At 59.8% G+C, this 16,298-nt stretch carries 20 protein-coding genes; 12 read left to right on the top strand and 8 right to left on the bottom strand.

The annotated features are described in order from the left end of the window. Positions 1-63: 63 nt before the first annotated feature. Together lptF and lptG are read left to right on the top strand one after the other, a co-directional pair. The gene (gene lptF / locus AACO21_RS05915; protein WP_346191582.1) at positions 64-1,146 is read left to right on the top strand and encodes an LPS export ABC transporter permease LptF; all 1,083 of its coding nucleotides are present in this window, start codon (positions 64-66) and stop codon (positions 1,144-1,146) included. Then, positions 1,146-2,228 (top strand): LPS export ABC transporter permease LptG, encoded by a 1,083-nt coding sequence (gene lptG, locus AACO21_RS05910; RefSeq protein WP_346191581.1) that lies wholly within the window; start codon positions 1,146-1,148, stop codon positions 2,226-2,228. The genes lptF and lptG overlap by 1 nt, the downstream gene beginning before the upstream one ends. 14 nt (positions 2,229-2,242) lie before the next feature. Here the strand turns inward: lptG and AACO21_RS05905 are convergent, their stop codons facing one another. The 4 genes from AACO21_RS05905 to AACO21_RS05890 are packed head-to-tail and all read right to left on the bottom strand — an operon-like array spanning position 2,243 to position 4,186. Continuing rightward, the gene (locus tag AACO21_RS05905) at positions 2,243-2,668 is read right to left on the bottom strand and encodes an RDD family protein (RefSeq protein WP_346191580.1); all 426 of its coding nucleotides are present in this window, start codon (positions 2,666-2,668) and stop codon (positions 2,243-2,245) included. Further along, positions 2,668-3,111, bottom strand: a complete 444-nt coding sequence (locus tag AACO21_RS05900; protein WP_346191579.1) for a DUF3106 domain-containing protein — start codon at positions 3,109-3,111, stop codon at positions 2,668-2,670. Before AACO21_RS05900 ends, AACO21_RS05905 begins: the two co-directional genes overlap by 1 nt. 26 nt (positions 3,112-3,137) lie before the next feature. Beyond that, positions 3,138-3,527 (bottom strand): DUF3619 family protein, encoded by a 390-nt coding sequence (locus tag AACO21_RS05895; protein ID WP_346191578.1) that lies wholly within the window; start codon positions 3,525-3,527, stop codon positions 3,138-3,140. Beyond that, entirely contained in the window at positions 3,524-4,186 is a 663-nt protein-coding gene (locus AACO21_RS05890; protein WP_346191577.1) for an RNA polymerase sigma factor, read from the bottom strand. Before AACO21_RS05890 ends, AACO21_RS05895 begins: the two co-directional genes overlap by 4 nt. A gap of 21 nt (positions 4,187-4,207) precedes the next feature. On the opposite strand from AACO21_RS05890, the gene ilvB reads away from it, so the two are divergent. The 5 genes from ilvB (at position 4,208) to AACO21_RS05865 (ending at position 9,949) form a co-directional block, all read left to right on the top strand. Further along, entirely contained in the window at positions 4,208-5,908 is a 1,701-nt protein-coding gene (gene ilvB / locus AACO21_RS05885; RefSeq protein WP_346191576.1) for a biosynthetic-type acetolactate synthase large subunit, read from the top strand. Between the two features lie 18 nt (positions 5,909-5,926). Further along, complete coding sequence (gene ilvN, locus AACO21_RS05880) at positions 5,927-6,418, top strand: acetolactate synthase small subunit (RefSeq protein WP_346191575.1); 492 nt, start codon at positions 5,927-5,929, stop codon at positions 6,416-6,418. Between the two features lie 27 nt (positions 6,419-6,445). After that, on the top strand, positions 6,446-7,462 hold the full coding sequence (ilvC, locus tag AACO21_RS05875) for a ketol-acid reductoisomerase (RefSeq protein WP_346191574.1): 1,017 nt from the start codon (positions 6,446-6,448) through the stop codon (positions 7,460-7,462). A 176-nt stretch (positions 7,463-7,638) separates the two neighbouring features. Continuing rightward, complete coding sequence (pssA, locus tag AACO21_RS05870; protein WP_346191573.1) at positions 7,639-8,391, top strand: CDP-diacylglycerol--serine O-phosphatidyltransferase; 753 nt, start codon at positions 7,639-7,641, stop codon at positions 8,389-8,391. Positions 8,392-8,407: 16 nt separating this feature from the next. Continuing rightward, a complete protein-coding gene (locus AACO21_RS05865; RefSeq protein ID WP_346191572.1) occupies positions 8,408-9,949 on the top strand; it encodes a 2-isopropylmalate synthase in 1,542 nt (513 codons plus the stop codon). A 31-nt stretch (positions 9,950-9,980) separates the two neighbouring features. On the opposite strand, the gene AACO21_RS05860 is transcribed toward AACO21_RS05865, so the two are convergent. Next, complete coding sequence (locus AACO21_RS05860) at positions 9,981-10,355, bottom strand: DUF2069 domain-containing protein (RefSeq protein ID WP_346191571.1); 375 nt, start codon at positions 10,353-10,355, stop codon at positions 9,981-9,983. Then, on the bottom strand, positions 10,352-10,948 hold the full coding sequence (gene wrbA / locus AACO21_RS05855; protein ID WP_346191570.1) for an NAD(P)H:quinone oxidoreductase: 597 nt from the start codon (positions 10,946-10,948) through the stop codon (positions 10,352-10,354). The genes AACO21_RS05860 and wrbA overlap by 4 nt, the downstream gene beginning before the upstream one ends. A 23-nt stretch (positions 10,949-10,971) precedes the next feature. On the opposite strand from wrbA, the gene AACO21_RS05850 reads away from it, so the two are divergent. After that, positions 10,972-11,802, top strand: a complete 831-nt coding sequence (locus AACO21_RS05850) for a YihY family inner membrane protein (RefSeq protein ID WP_346191569.1) — start codon at positions 10,972-10,974, stop codon at positions 11,800-11,802. Here AACO21_RS05850 and AACO21_RS05845 read toward each other — a convergent pair. Next, positions 11,777-13,273 (bottom strand): hypothetical protein, encoded by a 1,497-nt coding sequence (locus AACO21_RS05845; protein ID WP_346191568.1) that lies wholly within the window; start codon positions 13,271-13,273, stop codon positions 11,777-11,779. The two genes, AACO21_RS05850 and AACO21_RS05845, sit on opposite strands and share 26 nt — an antisense overlap. A 165-nt stretch (positions 13,274-13,438) precedes the next feature. On the opposite strand from AACO21_RS05845, the gene rpsP reads away from it, so the two are divergent. The 4 genes from rpsP to rplS are packed head-to-tail and all read left to right on the top strand — an operon-like array spanning position 13,439 to position 15,388. Continuing rightward, on the top strand, positions 13,439-13,693 hold the full coding sequence (gene rpsP / locus AACO21_RS05840; RefSeq protein WP_346191567.1) for a 30S ribosomal protein S16: 255 nt from the start codon (positions 13,439-13,441) through the stop codon (positions 13,691-13,693). 14 nt (positions 13,694-13,707) lie between these two features. Beyond that, positions 13,708-14,217: a ribosome maturation factor RimM gene (rimM, locus tag AACO21_RS05835; RefSeq protein ID WP_346191566.1), complete on the top strand. Its 510-nt coding sequence runs from the start codon at positions 13,708-13,710 to the stop codon at positions 14,215-14,217. Between the two features lie 16 nt (positions 14,218-14,233). Further along, positions 14,234-15,001: a tRNA (guanosine(37)-N1)-methyltransferase TrmD gene (trmD, locus tag AACO21_RS05830; protein WP_346191565.1), complete on the top strand. Its 768-nt coding sequence runs from the start codon at positions 14,234-14,236 to the stop codon at positions 14,999-15,001. Between the two features lie 18 nt (positions 15,002-15,019). After that, positions 15,020-15,388, top strand: a complete 369-nt coding sequence (rplS, locus tag AACO21_RS05825) for a 50S ribosomal protein L19 (RefSeq protein ID WP_346191564.1) — start codon at positions 15,020-15,022, stop codon at positions 15,386-15,388. 107 nt (positions 15,389-15,495) lie between these two features. Here the strand turns inward: rplS and folE2 are convergent, their stop codons facing one another. Further along, the gene (folE2, locus tag AACO21_RS05820) at positions 15,496-16,296 is read right to left on the bottom strand and encodes a GTP cyclohydrolase FolE2 (protein WP_346191563.1); all 801 of its coding nucleotides are present in this window, start codon (positions 16,294-16,296) and stop codon (positions 15,496-15,498) included. Positions 16,297-16,298 lie beyond the last annotated feature (2 nt).

Raw genomic sequence — 16,298 nt, 5'->3', positions numbered from 1 at the left:
CTGGTCAAGGAAATATCAGTATCTTCAGGGATTATCCCTGCATTTTTTTGGTTTCGTCAAAGCATGATATTCGAGCGCGCCGCCCGGCGTGAATTTGCTCAGGCAGCTGCCGGCATCACCGTTGCCCTGCTGGCTATCCTGGTCTCCACCCAATTGATCCGTCTGCTCAAGGATGCGGCAGGGGGGCGGATTGCGCCTGAAGCAGTGGGGTCCCTGCTGGGCTTTGCGGCATTGAACTATTTGCCCAGTGTTCTGACCTTGGCATTGTTCGTCACGGTCGTGATGGCGATGTCGCGGATGTATCGCGATTCCGAGATGGCGGTCTGGTTTGCTTGCGGCCAGCCGCTCACGGCTTGGGTGCGCCCCGTATTACGTTTTGCTTTGCCGGTTGTGCTGGGTATTGTCATCCTGTCCGGTTTTTTGTCGCCCTGGGCGAATTACAAGACAGCGGAATACAAGGAGCGTTTGGCGGGGCGGAGCGATCTCTCGCAGATTTCTCCGGGGGCATTCCGGGAGGCGCGCCGGGGGCAGCGTGTTGTGTTTGTCGAGGCGATGGCCGATGACGCCTCCAAGGTTGCCAATGTCTTCGTTGCCTTTTCTCAGGAAGGCCGGATGGGCGTCGTGGTGTCCGAAGAAGGGTTCCAGGAGTTTGCGCCGAATGGGGACCGCTTCCTGGTGCTTGAAAAGGGGCGGCGCTATGAGGTTGAGCCGGGGGCCCTCGATTTTCGCATCATGGAATTTGAACGTTATCGGGTTCGTACCGAGGATGCCGAGGTCAAGCCGACCGAACTCTCGCCCAATCGTCTGACCTTGCCGGAGTTGCTGGGTCAGGAGAATGTGGCTGCGCGTGCCGAACTCCTGTGGCGTATAGGTGTGCCGGTCACCGCGCTGGTACTGGTTCTGCTGGCGATTCCTTTGTCTTATGTGAATCCTCGTGCCGGCCGTTCCGCCAATATGCTGATGGCGATCCTTGTTTATGCGGTCTACAACAATCTGCTGGCGGTGAGCCAGTCCTGGGTTGCGCAAGGGCGTCTGTCGTTCTGGGTTGGTGTTTGGGCGGTGCATGCGTTCATGTTGCTCCCGATGGCCTTGCTGTTCTATAAGCGCATGGTTGTCCGGCCATTTTGGGCGGTCTGGAGGCGCTGATGTTCAAGTTGTCCCTGTATCAGCGCTATTTGATGCGCGAGACTTTGGCCGCTGTATTCCTGGTTTTGGCGGCGTTTCTGGCCCTCTTCAGCTTTTTTGATGTGATCAACGAACTGCGCCGGGTCGGACAGAACGGTTACCAGTTATGGCATGCATTGGTGACGGTGCTTCTGTCGTTGCCGGGGTTGGTGTACGAACTGATTCCGATTGCGACGCTGATTGGCACCTTGTACGCCTTGTCGACCCTGGCGCGCCATTCAGAGATCACGGTGCTGCGCGCTGCGGGGTTGGCAACCGGTGATTTGCTGCGCACCCTGTTCCGCGTGGCAGGGTTGCTCGCCTTGCTGACCTTTGTAGTGGGTGAGGCTGTGGTACCGTTTTCTGAACGCTTGTCGCAGGAAATCCGTGCGAAGGCATTGAGCCAGGTGATTGCCCAGACAGGCTTTGAAAGCGGTTTGTGGCTGAAGGATGGGCGTGCTTTCGTCAATGTTCGGCGGGCAACCCCGGATGCGAAGCTCGAAGAACTGCGTATTTATCAGTTTGATGAGCGCAATGCCCTGCTGGCAGTCACCGAGGCGGGCTTTGCCGAGTTTCATCAGGGGCAGTGGGTGCTTAAATCGGGCGTTGAAACCCGCCTTGATGGCGATGCGGCACGCATCGAACGTTTTGATGAGCGGAATTGGGTCTCTGCCGTGACCCCTGATCTGCTTGCGGTGTTGATGGTGTCGCCCGAGCGCATGTCGCTCGTTGGGTTGTTTGATTACACCCGGCATTTGGTCGATAACCGTCAAAAGACCGAGCGTTACCAGATCGCGCTCTGGAAAAAGCTGATCTACCCCCTCTCCGCGTTGGTCATGGTGGCGTTGGCCTTGCCGTTTGGCTATTCGCATGATCGAGTCGGCGGCGTCAGCCTGAAAATCTTTTCCGGCGTGATGCTGGGGATTCTTTTCTATGCCCTGAACGGCCTCTTCTCAAATCTGGGCGCGATCAATGCCTGGCCGCCCTTGGCCAGTGCGGCTGCACCTTCCGGCCTATTCATGCTGGCCGCAGCGGGTTTGTTGTGGTGGGTTGAGCGGCGCTGACCAGCGCCGCACTGTCAGTTTTTCGTTTCCGGCGTCTGCTGGAGCATGCTCCCGGCCAGCAGGTCATGTAGCGTGCGCCGCTGCGGGTCCAGCAAGGCCCATGCGAAGCCGGCACCCAGCAGAATCGTGCTGAGCCAGGCGGCGCCATAACGAACGATGGCCTGCAGTGGGCGGAGTGGCTTGCCGCTACGGTCGACCACGCGAATGCGCCAGGTTTTCATGGGGAGTGTCTGGCCGCCATTCAGCCAGCACCAGACAAAGTAGGCGCCCAGTAGTGCAACGACATGCATCCACAGCAGGCGGCCACCAGCCTCCATGTGAAACCCTGACAGAACAACTTGCGGTAGCAAAAAGCCGATGAGCAGGATGGCAAAAACGACGAGGCTTTCGTAAAGCAGACAGGCCAGAAAGCGGCGTCTGCTGGGGGGGGTGTCGGTCATCAGGGTTTTTGGCTTTCTGCCGGGGTCGGTGCGGGGGTGTCTGTGGTCGGGGTGAGTAGGCGCGAGGACTTGCCGCTTTCGCGAATCCGTTGTCGTTCGGTTTCGCTCAGGCCGTTGTAGGCCTCCCATTTTTGCTTCACGGTTTGCTTTTGTGCGGCTGGGAGCTGGTTGAAATCCTTGTAGCTGTCACGCGCCCGGGCGCGCTGGTCGGGCGTGAGTGCGGCCCATTCGCGCATGCGCTCCTGCAGGCGGCGCTGCTCGTCCGGAGACATGCTGGGGTAACGTTCTGCGATCCCCAGCCATTTTTTGCGGCGAATATGCTCCAGTTGGTCCCAGCTGCCGGCGAGTGGTGCAAGCGTTGCTTTTTGCTGGGCTGAAAGCTGGTTCCAGCTCGGTTGCGGCGGGGTGCCGATGACGGCCGTGGTGGGTGGTCCATCGGCCATTGCAACGGCAAGGTGAAGTGCCAGAATTATTCCGCAGAGTCGTCTTTTAGCCATTCGAGGAAGTCTTTGTCGAGAAAGGCTTCGAAGGGGAGATCATCTGCCAGCAGGGCGCTGTCGATGGTTTCAACCTCGGAAACATATTGCTGGCTATGCCAGTAGAACGAAATCCACATACCCAGCAGCAAGGCCATGATGGCCAGTGCCTGGCGCAGGTAGGGGTGCTGTCCTGGGGCGCTCAGGCGCAGGGTGCTGTTCTGCCCGTAGGTAGCCGAGGCCAGCGCAGGACTGGGCTGCTTCTGACGGCTCAGCGCCATGTGCCGGGCCGCTTCCAGGCGACGGCTGGCGGCAGGTGAGATATCCGGCAGGCCGTGATTGAGGGCTTGCCGAATGCGGTATCCGTAGCGTTCTTCGTTCATAGTTTTATGCCTTTCGCCGACAGGGCGGCTGCCAGCGCGTGGGTGGCGCGCGAGCAATGGGTTTTCACGCTGCCTTCTGAGCAGCCCATCGCCGCTGCGGTCTCAGCGACGTCCATGTCCTCCCAATAACGCATGAGGAAGGCTTCCCGTTGACGTGCCGGCAATTTTTTTATCTCGTCTTCGATCAGATTCAGTGTCTGACTCTGCAGGAGTTTGCTCTCCGGAGTTCTGGGGCCGGCGTCATCTTCGTCTGCAGCCAGCGTTTCCAGCGGGTCGTGATCCTCGTCATCGTCCGAGGAGAAGGCCGAAAGCAGCGTGGTCCACATCGAGCGCACCTTGCTGCGGCGATAAAAGTCACGAATCGTGTTTTGGAGGATGCGCTGGAACAGCATGGGGAATTCTTCCGCAGGCCGGTCGCCGTATTTTTCGGCCAGTTTCAGCATGCTGTCCTGAACGATGTCGAGGGCGGCCTCTTCTTCGTGAACAGCAAACATGGCCTGCTTGAAGGCGCGTCGCTCGATGGATTCGAGAAAATTCGAGAGTTCGTTGGGTGAAGCCAGGGTGTTCTTCCCGAAAAGTGGTCTTGAGCCGAGTGGTGGGTACCGTTTACCTTGACCGCCATGGGGGGCGTCGATTAAGGTTATGCCCTTTTTAGGCAACAGCTTTTTTTGGGCTCAAGAATGATGATCAGCGGAGCGGAAATTGTAATCAGGTGCCTGCAGGAAGAAAAGGTCGACTGTGTGTTCGGTTACCCGGGTGGGTCCGTACTGCACATTTACGATGCCCTTTTCAAGCAGGATGAGGTCAAGCACATTCTCGTTCGTCACGAGCAGGCTGCTGTACACGCCGCTGATGCCTATTCCCGTTCTTCCCAGAAAGTCGGTGTTGCGCTGGTGACTTCCGGTCCGGGTGTGACCAATACGGTCACCGGGATTGCCACGGCCTACATGGATTCGATTCCGATGGTCGTGTTGTGCGGCCAGGTGCCGACCCAATACATCGGTCAGGATGCTTTCCAGGAGTGCGATACGGTCGGGATCACCCGTCCGTGCGTGAAGCACAATTTCCTGGTGAAGGACGTCAAGGATCTGGCTGTCACGATCAAAAAAGCGTTCCATATCGCCGCGACCGGTCGTCCTGGCCCGGTGGTGGTCGATATTCCCAAGGATATTACGGCGCAGATGTGCGAGTTCGACTATCCGAAGTCGATCCAGATGCGCTCTTACAATCCGGTGGTCAAAGGGCATCTTGGGCAGATCAAGAAGGCCGTGCAGATGCTGCAGGAAGCCAAGCGTCCGATCATCTACACTGGTGGTGGTGTCATTCTCTCGGATGCCGCGCCGCAGCTGACCCAGCTTGCCCGCAAGCTCAATTTCCCGGTGACCAATACGCTGATGGGCTTGGGCGGCTTTCCCGCCACTGACCCGCAGTTCGTTGGCATGCTGGGCATGCATGGCACCTTTGAAGCCAACAATGCCATGCACTACGCCGACGTGATTCTCGCCGTCGGTGCTCGTTTCGATGACCGCGTGATCGGTAATCCGGAGCATTTCGGTAGCGAAAAGCGCCGCATCATCCACATCGATATCGATCCGTCCTCCATTTCCAAGCGCGTCAAGGTGGATGTGCCCATCGTCGGCAACGTGGCCGATGTGCTGGATGAAATGCTGAAACTGATGGATGCCGGCTACAAGACCGATCCTGCTGTCGGCGACTGGTGGAAACAGATCGACGCCTGGCGTGCGCGCAATTCGCTGGCGTATCGCCAGAGCGAACATCTCATGCCGCAATTCGTGGTCGAGAAGCTCTATGAGGTCACGGGCGGCAAGGCATTCGTGACGTCCGACGTCGGCCAGCATCAGATGTTTGCTGCCCAATACTACAAATTCGATGCGCCGCGTCGCTGGATCAACTCCGGTGGCCTGGGGACGATGGGTGTGGGCCTGCCGTACGGCATGGGCGTGCTGATGGCGAATCCGGATGCGCAGGTGGCCTGCGTGACGGGCGAGGCGTCCATCCAGATGTGTATCCAGGAAATGTCGACCTGCAAGCAATATGGCCTGCCGATCAAGATCATCAACCTGAACAACGGCATGCTGGGCATGGTCCGCCAGTGGCAGGAAATGTTCTACTCCAAGCGCTACTCGCAGTCGTATGTCACCTCGCTGCCTGATTTCGTCAAGCTGGCGGAGTCCTACGGTCACGTCGGCATGCGCATCGAAAAGCCGGAAGACGTCGAACCGGCATTGCGCAAGGCCTTTACGGAACACAAGGATGATCTGGTCTTCATGGACTTCATCATCGATCCGGCGGCCAACGTCTTCCCGATGGTTGCGGCCGGCAAGGGCCTGACCGAAATGATCCTCGCCGAAGATCTGTAAGCGGGGGAGGAATAGAACATGCGTCATATCATTTCCATCCTGATCGAAAACGAATCGGGTGCGCTTTCCCGTGTTGCGGGCCTCTTTTCGGCCCGTGGCTACAACATTGAATCGCTGACCGTGGCACCGACGGAAGACCCCTCGTTGTCCCGGATGACCATCCTGACCTCCGGCTCCGACGAGGTGCTTGAGCAGATCACGAAACAGCTCAACAAGCTGGTCGATGTCGTCAAGGTGGTCGATCTCTCCGAAGCCGCGCATGTCGAGCGCGAGCTGATGCTGATCAAGGTCCGCGCCACCGGCAAGGATCGCGAAGAGATGAAGCGGATGGCCGATATTTTCCGAGGCCGCATCATCGACGTCACGGAATCGACCTATGTGATCGAGTTGACCGGCGCCAGCGCCAAGCTTGACTCCTTCATTGCCGCGCTCGATGCCGGCCTGATTCTCGAAACCGTCCGTACCGGTGTCTGTGGCATCGGTCGTGGCGATCGCATTCTCAAAGTCTGACTATCTGTAAATTACGAAGAGGGTTTCATGAAAGTTTATTACGACAAGGACGCTGACCTCTCCCTGATCAAGGGCAAGAATGTCACCATCGTGGGTTACGGCTCCCAAGGCCACGCTCACGCCCAGAACCTGCGTGATTCCGGCGTCAATGTCACCGTCGGTCTGCGCAAGAGCGGTGCTTCCTGGGCCAAGGCCGAAGGTGCTGGTCTGAAGGTTGCTGAAGTCAAGGACGCTGTCGCCGCTGCCGACGTGGTCATGATTCTCCTGCCGGATGAGAACATTCCCGAGGTCTATAAGAACGACGTCGAGCCGAACATCAAGAAGGGCGCCACCCTGGCCTTCGCGCACGGCTTCAACGTGCACTACAACCAGGTCGTGCCGCGTGCTGACCTCGATGTGATCATGGTTGCCCCGAAGGGCCCGGGCCACACCGTGCGTTCCGAATACCTGAAGGGTGGCGGCGTGCCGTCCCTGATCGCGATCTACCAGGACGTCTCCGGCAAGGCCAAGGACATCGCCCTGTCCTACGCGGCTGCCAACGGCGGCACCAAGGGTGGCGTGATCGAGACCAACTTCCGCGAAGAAACCGAAACCGACCTGTTCGGTGAGCAGGCTGTGCTCTGCGGTGGCGCCGTCGAACTGGTCAAGATGGGTTTCGAAACCCTGGTTGAAGCTGGTTACGCCCCGGAAATGGCCTACTTCGAGTGTCTGCACGAGCTGAAGCTGATCGTCGACCTGATGTACGAAGGCGGCATCGCCAATATGAACTACTCGATCTCGAACAACGCCGAATACGGCGAGTACGTGACCGGTCCGGAAGTCATCAACGCTCAGTCCCGCGAAGCCATGCGCAACGCCCTGAAGCGTATCCAGACGGGCGAATACGCCAAGATGTTCATCCTCGAAGGTCGTACCAACTACCCGAGCATGACGGCGCGTCGTCGTCTGAATGCTGACCACGCCATCGAAAAGGTGGGCGGCCAGCTGCGCGACATGATGCCGTGGATCAAGAAGAACAAGCTGGTTGACCAGACCAAGAACTGATTGGTCGAGCATCAGCTTGGTTGCGCCGTGCGCGCCTGGCAAGGCTGGCTGATGGCCGGTTTGTCGAGCGCCGCATGAGGCGACTCCCGCTTTGGGCGGTGTGGGTTACCTGCACCGCCCAAATTGTTTGAGGGATGGGTGTATCCTTGCACCATCCCGGTTTCTTTTCCTGACCCATGACCGAACTCAAGCCCCGTAAATCGTTGTTCAATCCTGAAGTGAAGCGGCGCGGTATTTACGTGCTGCCCAATCTGTTTACCACGGCGGCCTTGTTCGCCGGTTTCTTCGCCATCGTGCAGGCCATGCAGGGCGATTTTGCCCGGGCGGCCATGGCGATTTTCATTGCGATGGTGCTGGATGGCCTCGATGGTCGCGTGGCGCGCCTGACCAATACGCAATCCGCCTTTGGTGCCGAATACGATTCCCTGTCCGATATGGTGAGCTTCGGCGCGGCGCCTGCGCTCGTCATGTACGAATGGGCTTTGCGCGACCTCGGCCGCCTGGGCTGGATCGCCGCCTTTATTTATTGTGCTGGTGCTGCCTTGCGCCTGGCCCGTTTCAACACCACGCTGGAAGTCGTTGATAAGCGCTTCTTCCAGGGCCTGCCGTCGCCGGCAGCAGCGGCGCTGGTGGCCGGTCTGGTCTGGGTCATGATTGAAACGGGTATCCCGGGCTCGGATGTGCGCGGGCTGGCCTGTGCACTGACCATCTTTGCCGGTGTCACGATGGTCTCCAATATCCGTTACTACAGCTTCAAGGATGTGAATCTGAAGAAGAGCGTGCCCTTCTTCGTGATTGCCGCCATTGCGCTGGTTTTCGCGCTCGCGGCTTACAGTCCTGAAATTGCCCTCTTTGGGTTCTTTGTTCTCTACGGCTTGTCCGGCTATGTGCTGGCGGCCATTGGTTTGCTCAAGCGCAAGCCGGCCTGATTGTCGGAGTGTTTTCATGAAGCAGCATCTCGTCATTTTTGATACGACCCTGCGCGACGGCGAGCAAAGCCCTGGCGCCTCGATGACCAAGGAAGAAAAGCTGCGTGTTGCCCGCCAGCTTGAAAAGATGCGCGTCGATGTGATCGAGGCCGGTTTCGCGGCGGCCTCGCCGGGCGACTTCGATTCGATCCACGCCATTGCCCAGTCCATCAAGGATTCCACCGTGTGTTCGCTGGCGCGCGCCAACGAAAACGATATTGCGCGGGCGGGCGAGGCGATCAAGCCGGCCAATTCGGGGCGGATTCATACCTTTATTGCCACCTCGCCGATTCATATGGAGAAGAAGCTCCGCATGACCCCGGATCAGGTGGTCGAGCAGGCGGTCAAGGCGATTGGCTGGGCGCGTCAGTACACCGATGACATCGAGTTTTCGGCCGAGGATGCCGGGCGCTCAGAGATCGATTTTCTGTGCCGGATTTTCGAGGCGGTCATCAAGGCCGGGGCCAAGACCATCAACGTGCCGGATACCGTTGGCTATGCCATTCCCTTCCAGTACGCCGAAACCATGCGCCAGCTGATTGAGCGCGTGCCGAACTCGGACAAGGTGGTCTGGTCGGTGCATTGCCACAACGACCTGGGGCTGGCGGTGTCCAACTCGCTGGCCGCCGTGCTCGCAGGGGCGCGGCAGGTGGAGTGCACCATCAACGGTTTGGGTGAGCGCGCGGGGAATGCCGCGCTGGAAGAAATCGTGATGGCGGTGCGGACGCGCCCGGATATTTTTCCGGTGGAAACGCGTATCGACACGACCCAGATCGTGCCGGCCTCCAAGCTGGTTTCACAGATCACGGGCTATCCGGTGCAGCCGAACAAGGCGGTGGTCGGGGCGAATGCCTTTGCGCACGAATCCGGGATTCACCAGGATGGCGTCCTGAAGCATCGCGAAACCTACGAGATCATGCGGGCACAGGATGTGGGTTGGACCCAGAACAAGCTGGTGCTGGGCAAGCATTCCGGCCGTAACGCCTTCAAGACGCGTCTCTCGGAGCTCGGGATCGAGTTGGAGAGTGACGAGGCGCTGAATGCCGCGTTTGCCCGCTTCAAGGAACTGGCTGACAAGAAGCACGAAATTTTTGACGAAGATCTGCACGCGCTGGTTTCCGACGAGGTGGTGACGCCGGACCAGGAGCACTACAAGCTGGTGTATTCGCGCGTCTGCTCTGAAACCGGTGAAATGCCGCGCGCAACCGTGATCCTGAATGTCGGCGGCACCGAGCATAAGGCGGAAGCTGAGGGCGGTGGTCCGGTCGATGCGACCTTCAAGGCGATCGAAAGCATCGCCAGCAGCGGTGCCGAACTCCTGCTTTATTCCGTGAATGCGATCACGACCGGGACCGATGCCCAGGGTGAGGTGACGACCCGTCTGGCGAAGGGCGAGCGGATCGTCAATGGCAATGGGGCGGATACCGACATCGTGATCGCTTCGGCGCGCTCTTACCTGAATGCCCTGAACAAGCTGCATTCTTCCGCCGGTAAGGTCAAGGCGCAGGGCGACGTCTAAGCGTCCCCTTCGCGCGAAACGGCAGGCCGCTTCAGTTTGACTGGGCGGCCTGTTCTGTTTTTGGCGCGTCCTGGCGGGTTGACCGTATGAACAGGATGCTGCTGATGAACAGGAGGGTGGCCAGGACGGTTTCGCCGATCGCCAGCCATTGGGTCAGCCCGGTGTCGCTGGTGGCGCGGGTGAGTCCTTCCAGCAGATAAAACTGGATGAACAGGGAGAGCCACTTGTAGGTATAGCGCTTGCCGCGCAGGATGCCGAACAGCGGCAGGAGCAGGAAACAGCCTTTCAGGATCAGCCAGGAGCCACCGGGGCGCAGCGGGGCAAGCCAGCCTTCCCAGGCCAGGCAAAGGGCGATGAGCGCGATCAGGCTGGCGCTGGTGATGAATTGGTAACGGGCAGGATTCACGATGGATTCAGTTGTTTGACCAGTTGGGCAAGGCGGGCGCCTTGGGCAAATGCCAGGCGGCTCTCGGCCTCTGTCAGGGTGGGCGTGCCGGTATGACCGGTAACATGGCTGGCCCCGTAGGGGGTGCCGCCGCCGACGGTCGACCCCAGTTCGGGTTCGGAAAAGGACAGTCCCATGAGCAGCATGCCATGATGGAGCAGGGGCAGCATCATGGTCAGGAGCGTGCTTTCATTGCCGCCGTGCTGGCTGCTGCTGGAAGTGAAAACACAGGCGGGTTTGCCGGTCAGCGTGCCGTTTTGCCACTCGGCGATGGTGCCGTCCCAGAAATATTTCATCGGGGCTGCCATGTTGCCGAAACGCACCGGGCTGCCCAGCGCGAGTCCGGCGCATTCCGCGAGGTCGATCGGTTCGACATAGGGGGCGCCGCTGCTTGGCAGGCTTGGTTCGCTGGCTTCGCAGACGGTGGACACGCGCGGCACCGTGCGCAGGCGTGCCTGCATGCCGGGAACGGATTCGATGCCGCGGGCAATGCGCTCGGCGAGGGCGCGTACAGACCCGCGGTGGCTGTAATAGAGAACAAGGATGTCGTGCATGGGGTCGGCTATTATACGGCCCCATGCAAGCCCACTCCCGTTATCGCCGCTTACGCCCGCCGACAGGGCGCCTGTCCGGCATCGTGCATCGCTTCAAGAGCGAGAACATGATGCAGACGGCCGCCGCGCTGGCGTTCACGACCCTTCTCTCGCTGGTACCGCTGGTCGCGGTGGTGCTGGCGGTGGCCGGTGCTCTGCCGTATCTCGATACCCTGGTAGTGCGTCTGGAAGGCTTGATTCGTGAAGCCTTGCTGCCCGGTGGGGCAGCGGCGCCGATCGTCAGCAATATCGGTAATTTTTCGCAGCGTGCGCAGCAGTTGACCGCCGCTGGCCTCGGTTTTCTGGCGATCACGGCATTCATGCTGATGAATACCATCGAGCGCGCCTTTAATCATGTCTGGCGGGTGCAGCCACGACCCTTGTTGGCCCGTTTGCGCCTCTATGCGTTCGTGATGATGGTGTGGCCCTTCATTCTCGGGGCGGTGGTCGCGGCGACCTCGTTTGCGGTATCGACATCGCTGGGTTTGTTTGACGAGCCGGCGTGGATGCGGCGGGTTGTCTTCAAAGGCATGTCGGTGGGTCTGCTCGCCTTCTTTTTCTCTTTTTTGTACTACGCCGTGCCGAATGTTTCGGTGTCGCGCGGCGCAGCGCTTCTCGGGGGTGTTTTTGCCGCCCTGGCTTTTGCCGGCATGCAGAAACTGTTCGAGTTGTATCTGGCCAGCACGGCGGTCCTGAAAAGCGTGTATGGCGCTTTTGCCGCTTTTCCCGTCTTTCTTGTCTGGCTCCAGTTGTCCTGGGTGATCGTGCTGGTGGGCGGCTTGCTGGTGGCTAGTTTTCGTCCGGCAAAACGCTGAACACCTCGAGGGTGCTGGTCTGCTCGTCGAGGTGACTGGCCCGCATTTCCCTGATTTCAAGATTGCTGCGCTCGATCATCACGATGATCTTGGCGTTCTCGTCCTGTAAGGTGCCGCTGGGCAGGATCAGGGCCTCGTTGGGCCGAAGTGGGGGCGTTGGCGGCAGGATCAGAGCGGCCGTGGGCGGAAGCGGCGGGTCGTGTGGTTGTGCGATTTCGGCCGCAGTGGCGCGAGCGGCCAGGAGTTGAACGCCAAGTTCAATGTGTTCCGGATTTTCAGACAGTGCGCGTCTGACCAGGCAAATCTGCCAGGTTGGGCGTTGCGCTTCCTGATCGTCCTGCGTCCGCATGGCGATGATGTCGCCGACCTTCAGGTGTCGTGTCGGGCCGCTCACGTGCATCAGGGCGTAGCCGTCCGGGCTCTCGTCCGTCACCATCCATTCGCTGGACTCTGCCGCGTTGGCCGGTGTGCGCGCCAGTTGCCAGAGATTTTCGAAGCCGGTCCAGAGCCGGACGCGGTAGCTGTTGCGGCGACGTGGAAAGCGGCGCTTTTGCGGGCTGCCCCAGAGCGCTTCCAGTCGCTTCAGGATGGCCGTGCCGGCACGGGAGCGGGCAAAGTCGGGCAGGCTTGGGGGCAGCGATGTCGGTAATGCCTCGATCAGCGCGCGGGTTTGTCTTGCTACCTGGCCACAGGAAAAAAACAGAATGCTTCGGCTGGCAGGGGGCGGGCGGCGAACCATCGCGTTGGGCGGGGTGTCCTTTTCCGTGTCGACCCAGAAGGTTGAGTCCGGCATGTCGCCGGCTGAACTGGAGAGCCCTGGAGGATTGGCCAGTTGCTGAATGTAGGCCTGGATGAATTCGATTTCCTCGCCATTGAACGAGGCGGGCTGGGCGATGGCCCCCAGAAGCATGCCAATATAAATGGCGTGGATGCTCTGCCCTTGGCGTGGGCCTTCGTCCTGTTCGATGCCGAGCTTGCGAGCGGCGCTGTAGGCAGCGTGCAACTCTTGCCAGATCCCCGGCTTGGGGGGGCTGGCGCTCAGGTGGGCGACGTGGATCTGCCAGGCGATGCACTGCATGACCCGGCGCAGTGCCGTGTGGGGCGCCTGGCGTTTGCTGATCTCGGGGTCGAAAAAATCGGCCAGCGAGTTGAAGTAATCCTGTGTCAGTGTGCTCAAGGCATCGAGCAGCGGGCGGATGCGCTGGCGCAGGCTGCGGGAGATGGGGAGTGAGGTGCTGCGCAGCGACGGAAGTTCGTGATGAACGATCTGTTCCGCGTGCTGGTAGATCAGGTCGAGTACTTTCAGGCGCGTTCCGGCCGGAATCGGACTTTCGCGCAGCAGCAGCAGATGTTGCTGCAGCAGGGTGGCATCGCCTTGCTCTGGATTGTGATGGGCGAGCGCCAGCCACTCAAGGATCAGCTTGACATTGGTATCATGCGGCGAAGCGAGTGTCGGCGAATGGGTGCTCATTCTGGGCGAGCATATACAAATCTTAACAGCCTTGCCAAGCCGGCCGATGGAGGGCGGAAATGCCGGTCTGAGCGGTTTGCGCGGGGTGGTGTTCTAAGTGGCTTGTTTTTCCTTGGTAAAGCGCTATAATTCCGGGTCTTTTTTCCAGCTTACGAAAGTACTGTCATGGTTGTTATCCGTCTTGCCCGTGGTGGCGCCAAGAAGCGTCCCTTCTACAATCTGGTTGTTGCTGACTCCCGTAACCGCCGTGATGGCCGTTTCGTTGAGCGTATCGGCTTCTACAACCCGGTTGCTGCCGAAAGCGAAGAAGGTCTGCGCGTTGCTATGGATCGTCTGACCTACTGGCAGCAGAACGGCGCCCAGCTGACCCCGACGGCTGCTCGTCTGGTCAAGCAATACGCCGCCAAGCAGGCTGCTTAATCCAGTTTCAAACCTTGTCCAGTCAAGATATCGTTGTCCTGGGTCGGCTTGCCGATCCTTACGGGATCAAAGGCTGGCTCAGGCTGCATCCCTTTGGGGATGATCCCTTGTCCTGGTCCGAGATGCCTGTCTGGTGGCTCGGCAAGGAAGGCGGCCCCTGGCGTGAGGTCAAGCTGTGTGGCTTGAAAAATCACGGCGAGGGGCTGGTGGTGCTTCTGGATGGTGTTCCGGATCGCACTGCCGCCGAAGCCTTGAAGGGGGTGCTGGTCGGTGCGCCGCGCGATGCGTTGCCGCACACCGACGAGGATGAGTTTTATTGGGCCGACCTGCTCGGAATGGCCGTTGTGAATACCGAAGGAGAAGCTTTGGGCCAGGTGGCCGGCTTGCTCGAAACCGGTGCGCATGACGTTCTCCGGGTGGTGGATGGCGACACCGAGCGTCTGCTGCCGTTTGTTGAGGCAGTGGTGCTGTCGGTGGATAAGGCTGCGGGGCAGATCCGTGTTGAGTGGGGGCGCGACTGGTGAGTCGCGGGAACGGCCGGTGATCCGGTTCGATTGCATTACCCTCTTTCCGGAGATGTTTGCGGCAGTCACGCACAGTGGCATCACACGCCGGGCGCTTGAAGAAGCGCGCTGGGCCTGGCAGGGCTGGAATCCCCGTGATTTCGCCGAAAATGCCTGGCGGCGTGTGGATGATCGCCCGTTTGGCGGGGGGCCTGGCATGGTCATGCAGCCCGGTCCGCTGGAAAAGGCGATTGATGCCGCCAAGGCAGCGCAGCGCGAGGCAGGTCTGGCGACGAGCCGGGTCATTTACCTCTCCCCTCAGGGTGCGCCGCTGACCCACGAGCGGGTCATGCAGTTGGCAGCCGGCGATGCCGGCTTGGTCCTGCTGTGTGGTCGCTACGAGGGCGTCGATGAGCGTTTGATCGAGCGCTGTGTCGATGAAGAAATTTCGATCGGAGATTTTGTCCTGTCCGGTGGCGAGTTGCCGGCGATGGTGTTGATTGACGCCGTTGTCCGTCAGTTGCCGGGCGTCCTCGGTGATGCGGCCTCCGCTGTCGAGGACAGTTTTGTTGGTGGTTTGCTGGATTGCCCGCATTACACCCGCCCCGAGGTTTATGAGGGGATGGGGGTGCCGGCGGTGCTGATGTCCGGTGATCACAAAAAAATTCGCCGCTGGCGGCTCAAGGAGTCGCTGGCACGAACCCGGCGGCGTCGGCCGGATCTGCTGGCGCACCGCAGTCTGACTGCGGAAGAAACGCAACTCCTCACGGAAATTTCCGGAGAGGAGCAATGCGGTGAGCAATGAACTTAACAAGGAACTCACATGAACCTGATTCAGCAACTCGAGCAAGAAGAAGTCGCCCGCCTGACCGCTGGCAAGACCATCCCTGAATTCGCCCCGGGTGACACCGTTGTCGTCCAGGTCAAGGTCAAGGAAGGTAACCGCGAGCGTCTGCAGGCTTACGAAGGCGTTGTGATTGCCAAGCGCAACCGCGGCCTGAACTCCTCCTTCATCGTCCGCAAGATTTCTTCCGGCGAAGGCGTCGAGCGTACCTTCCAGACCTACTCCCCGCTGCTGGCTTCCATCGAAGTCAAGCGCCGCGGTGACGTCCGTCGTGCCAAGCTGTACTACCTCCGCGAGCGTTCGGGCAAGTCCGCACGTATCAAGGAAAAGCTGACCAAGAAGGACTGATTCGGTTCTTTACCGAGCAGTATGTAAAACGGGGTGCCTGGCACCCCGTTTTTTTATGTCCGGAATTGGCTGGTTTCCGGCGGTCGACCGTCGGAAACCAGCAAAAATCAGGCTTGGGTCTTGTCGCGCTCGATGAGGGCGTAGGCCGAGTGATTGTGGATGGACTCGAAGTTTTCGGATTCCACAATGTAGGCGTCGATGCGCTTTTCCGCATTGAGGCGGGCGGCGACGTCGCGCACCATGTCTTCGACGAACTTCGGGTTGTCGTAGGCGCGTTCGGTGACGTATTTCTCATCCGGGCGCTTGAGCAGGCCAAACAGTTCGCAGGAGGCTTCGGACTCGACCAGCTGGACGATTTCCTCGATCCACATGAAATCGTTCGTGCGGGCCGTGACGGTGACGTGCGAACGCTGGTTGTGGGCGCCGCGCTCGGAAATCTTCTTGGAGCAGGGGCAGAGGCTGGTCACCGGCACGACGACCTTGACGGCGGTGCTGACCTTGCCGTTTTCGATATCGCCGATGAAGGTGACGTCGTAGTCCATCAGGCTCTGCACGCCGGAAACCGGCGCCGTCTTGTTGATGAAGTACGGGAAGTTCATCTCGATGTGGCCGGTTTCGGCTTCGAGTTTGACGATCATGTCCTGCAGCATGGCCGGGAAGTTTTCGACCGAGATTTCACGCTCGTGGCTGTTCAGGATCTCCACGAAGCGGGACATGTGGGTGCCCTTGAAGTTGTGCGGCAGGCCGACGTACATGTTGAACACGGCGATGGTGTGCTGCACGCCTTCGGATTTGTCCTGCACCTTGATCGGGTGGCGGATGGCCTTGATGCCCACCTTGTTGATGGCGATCTGGCGCGTGTCGGCCGAATTCTGAACGTCGGGAATGGCGGTGTTGGGGGTGCTCATGG

Origin of the sequence: Dechloromonas sp. ZS-1 (assembly GCF_039649255.1) — a bacterium.
GTDB lineage: Bacteria > Pseudomonadota > Gammaproteobacteria > Burkholderiales > Rhodocyclaceae > Azonexus.
The sequence above is the reverse complement of the archived record's forward strand: the minus strand, read 5'-3'. Positions and strand labels throughout refer to the sequence as shown.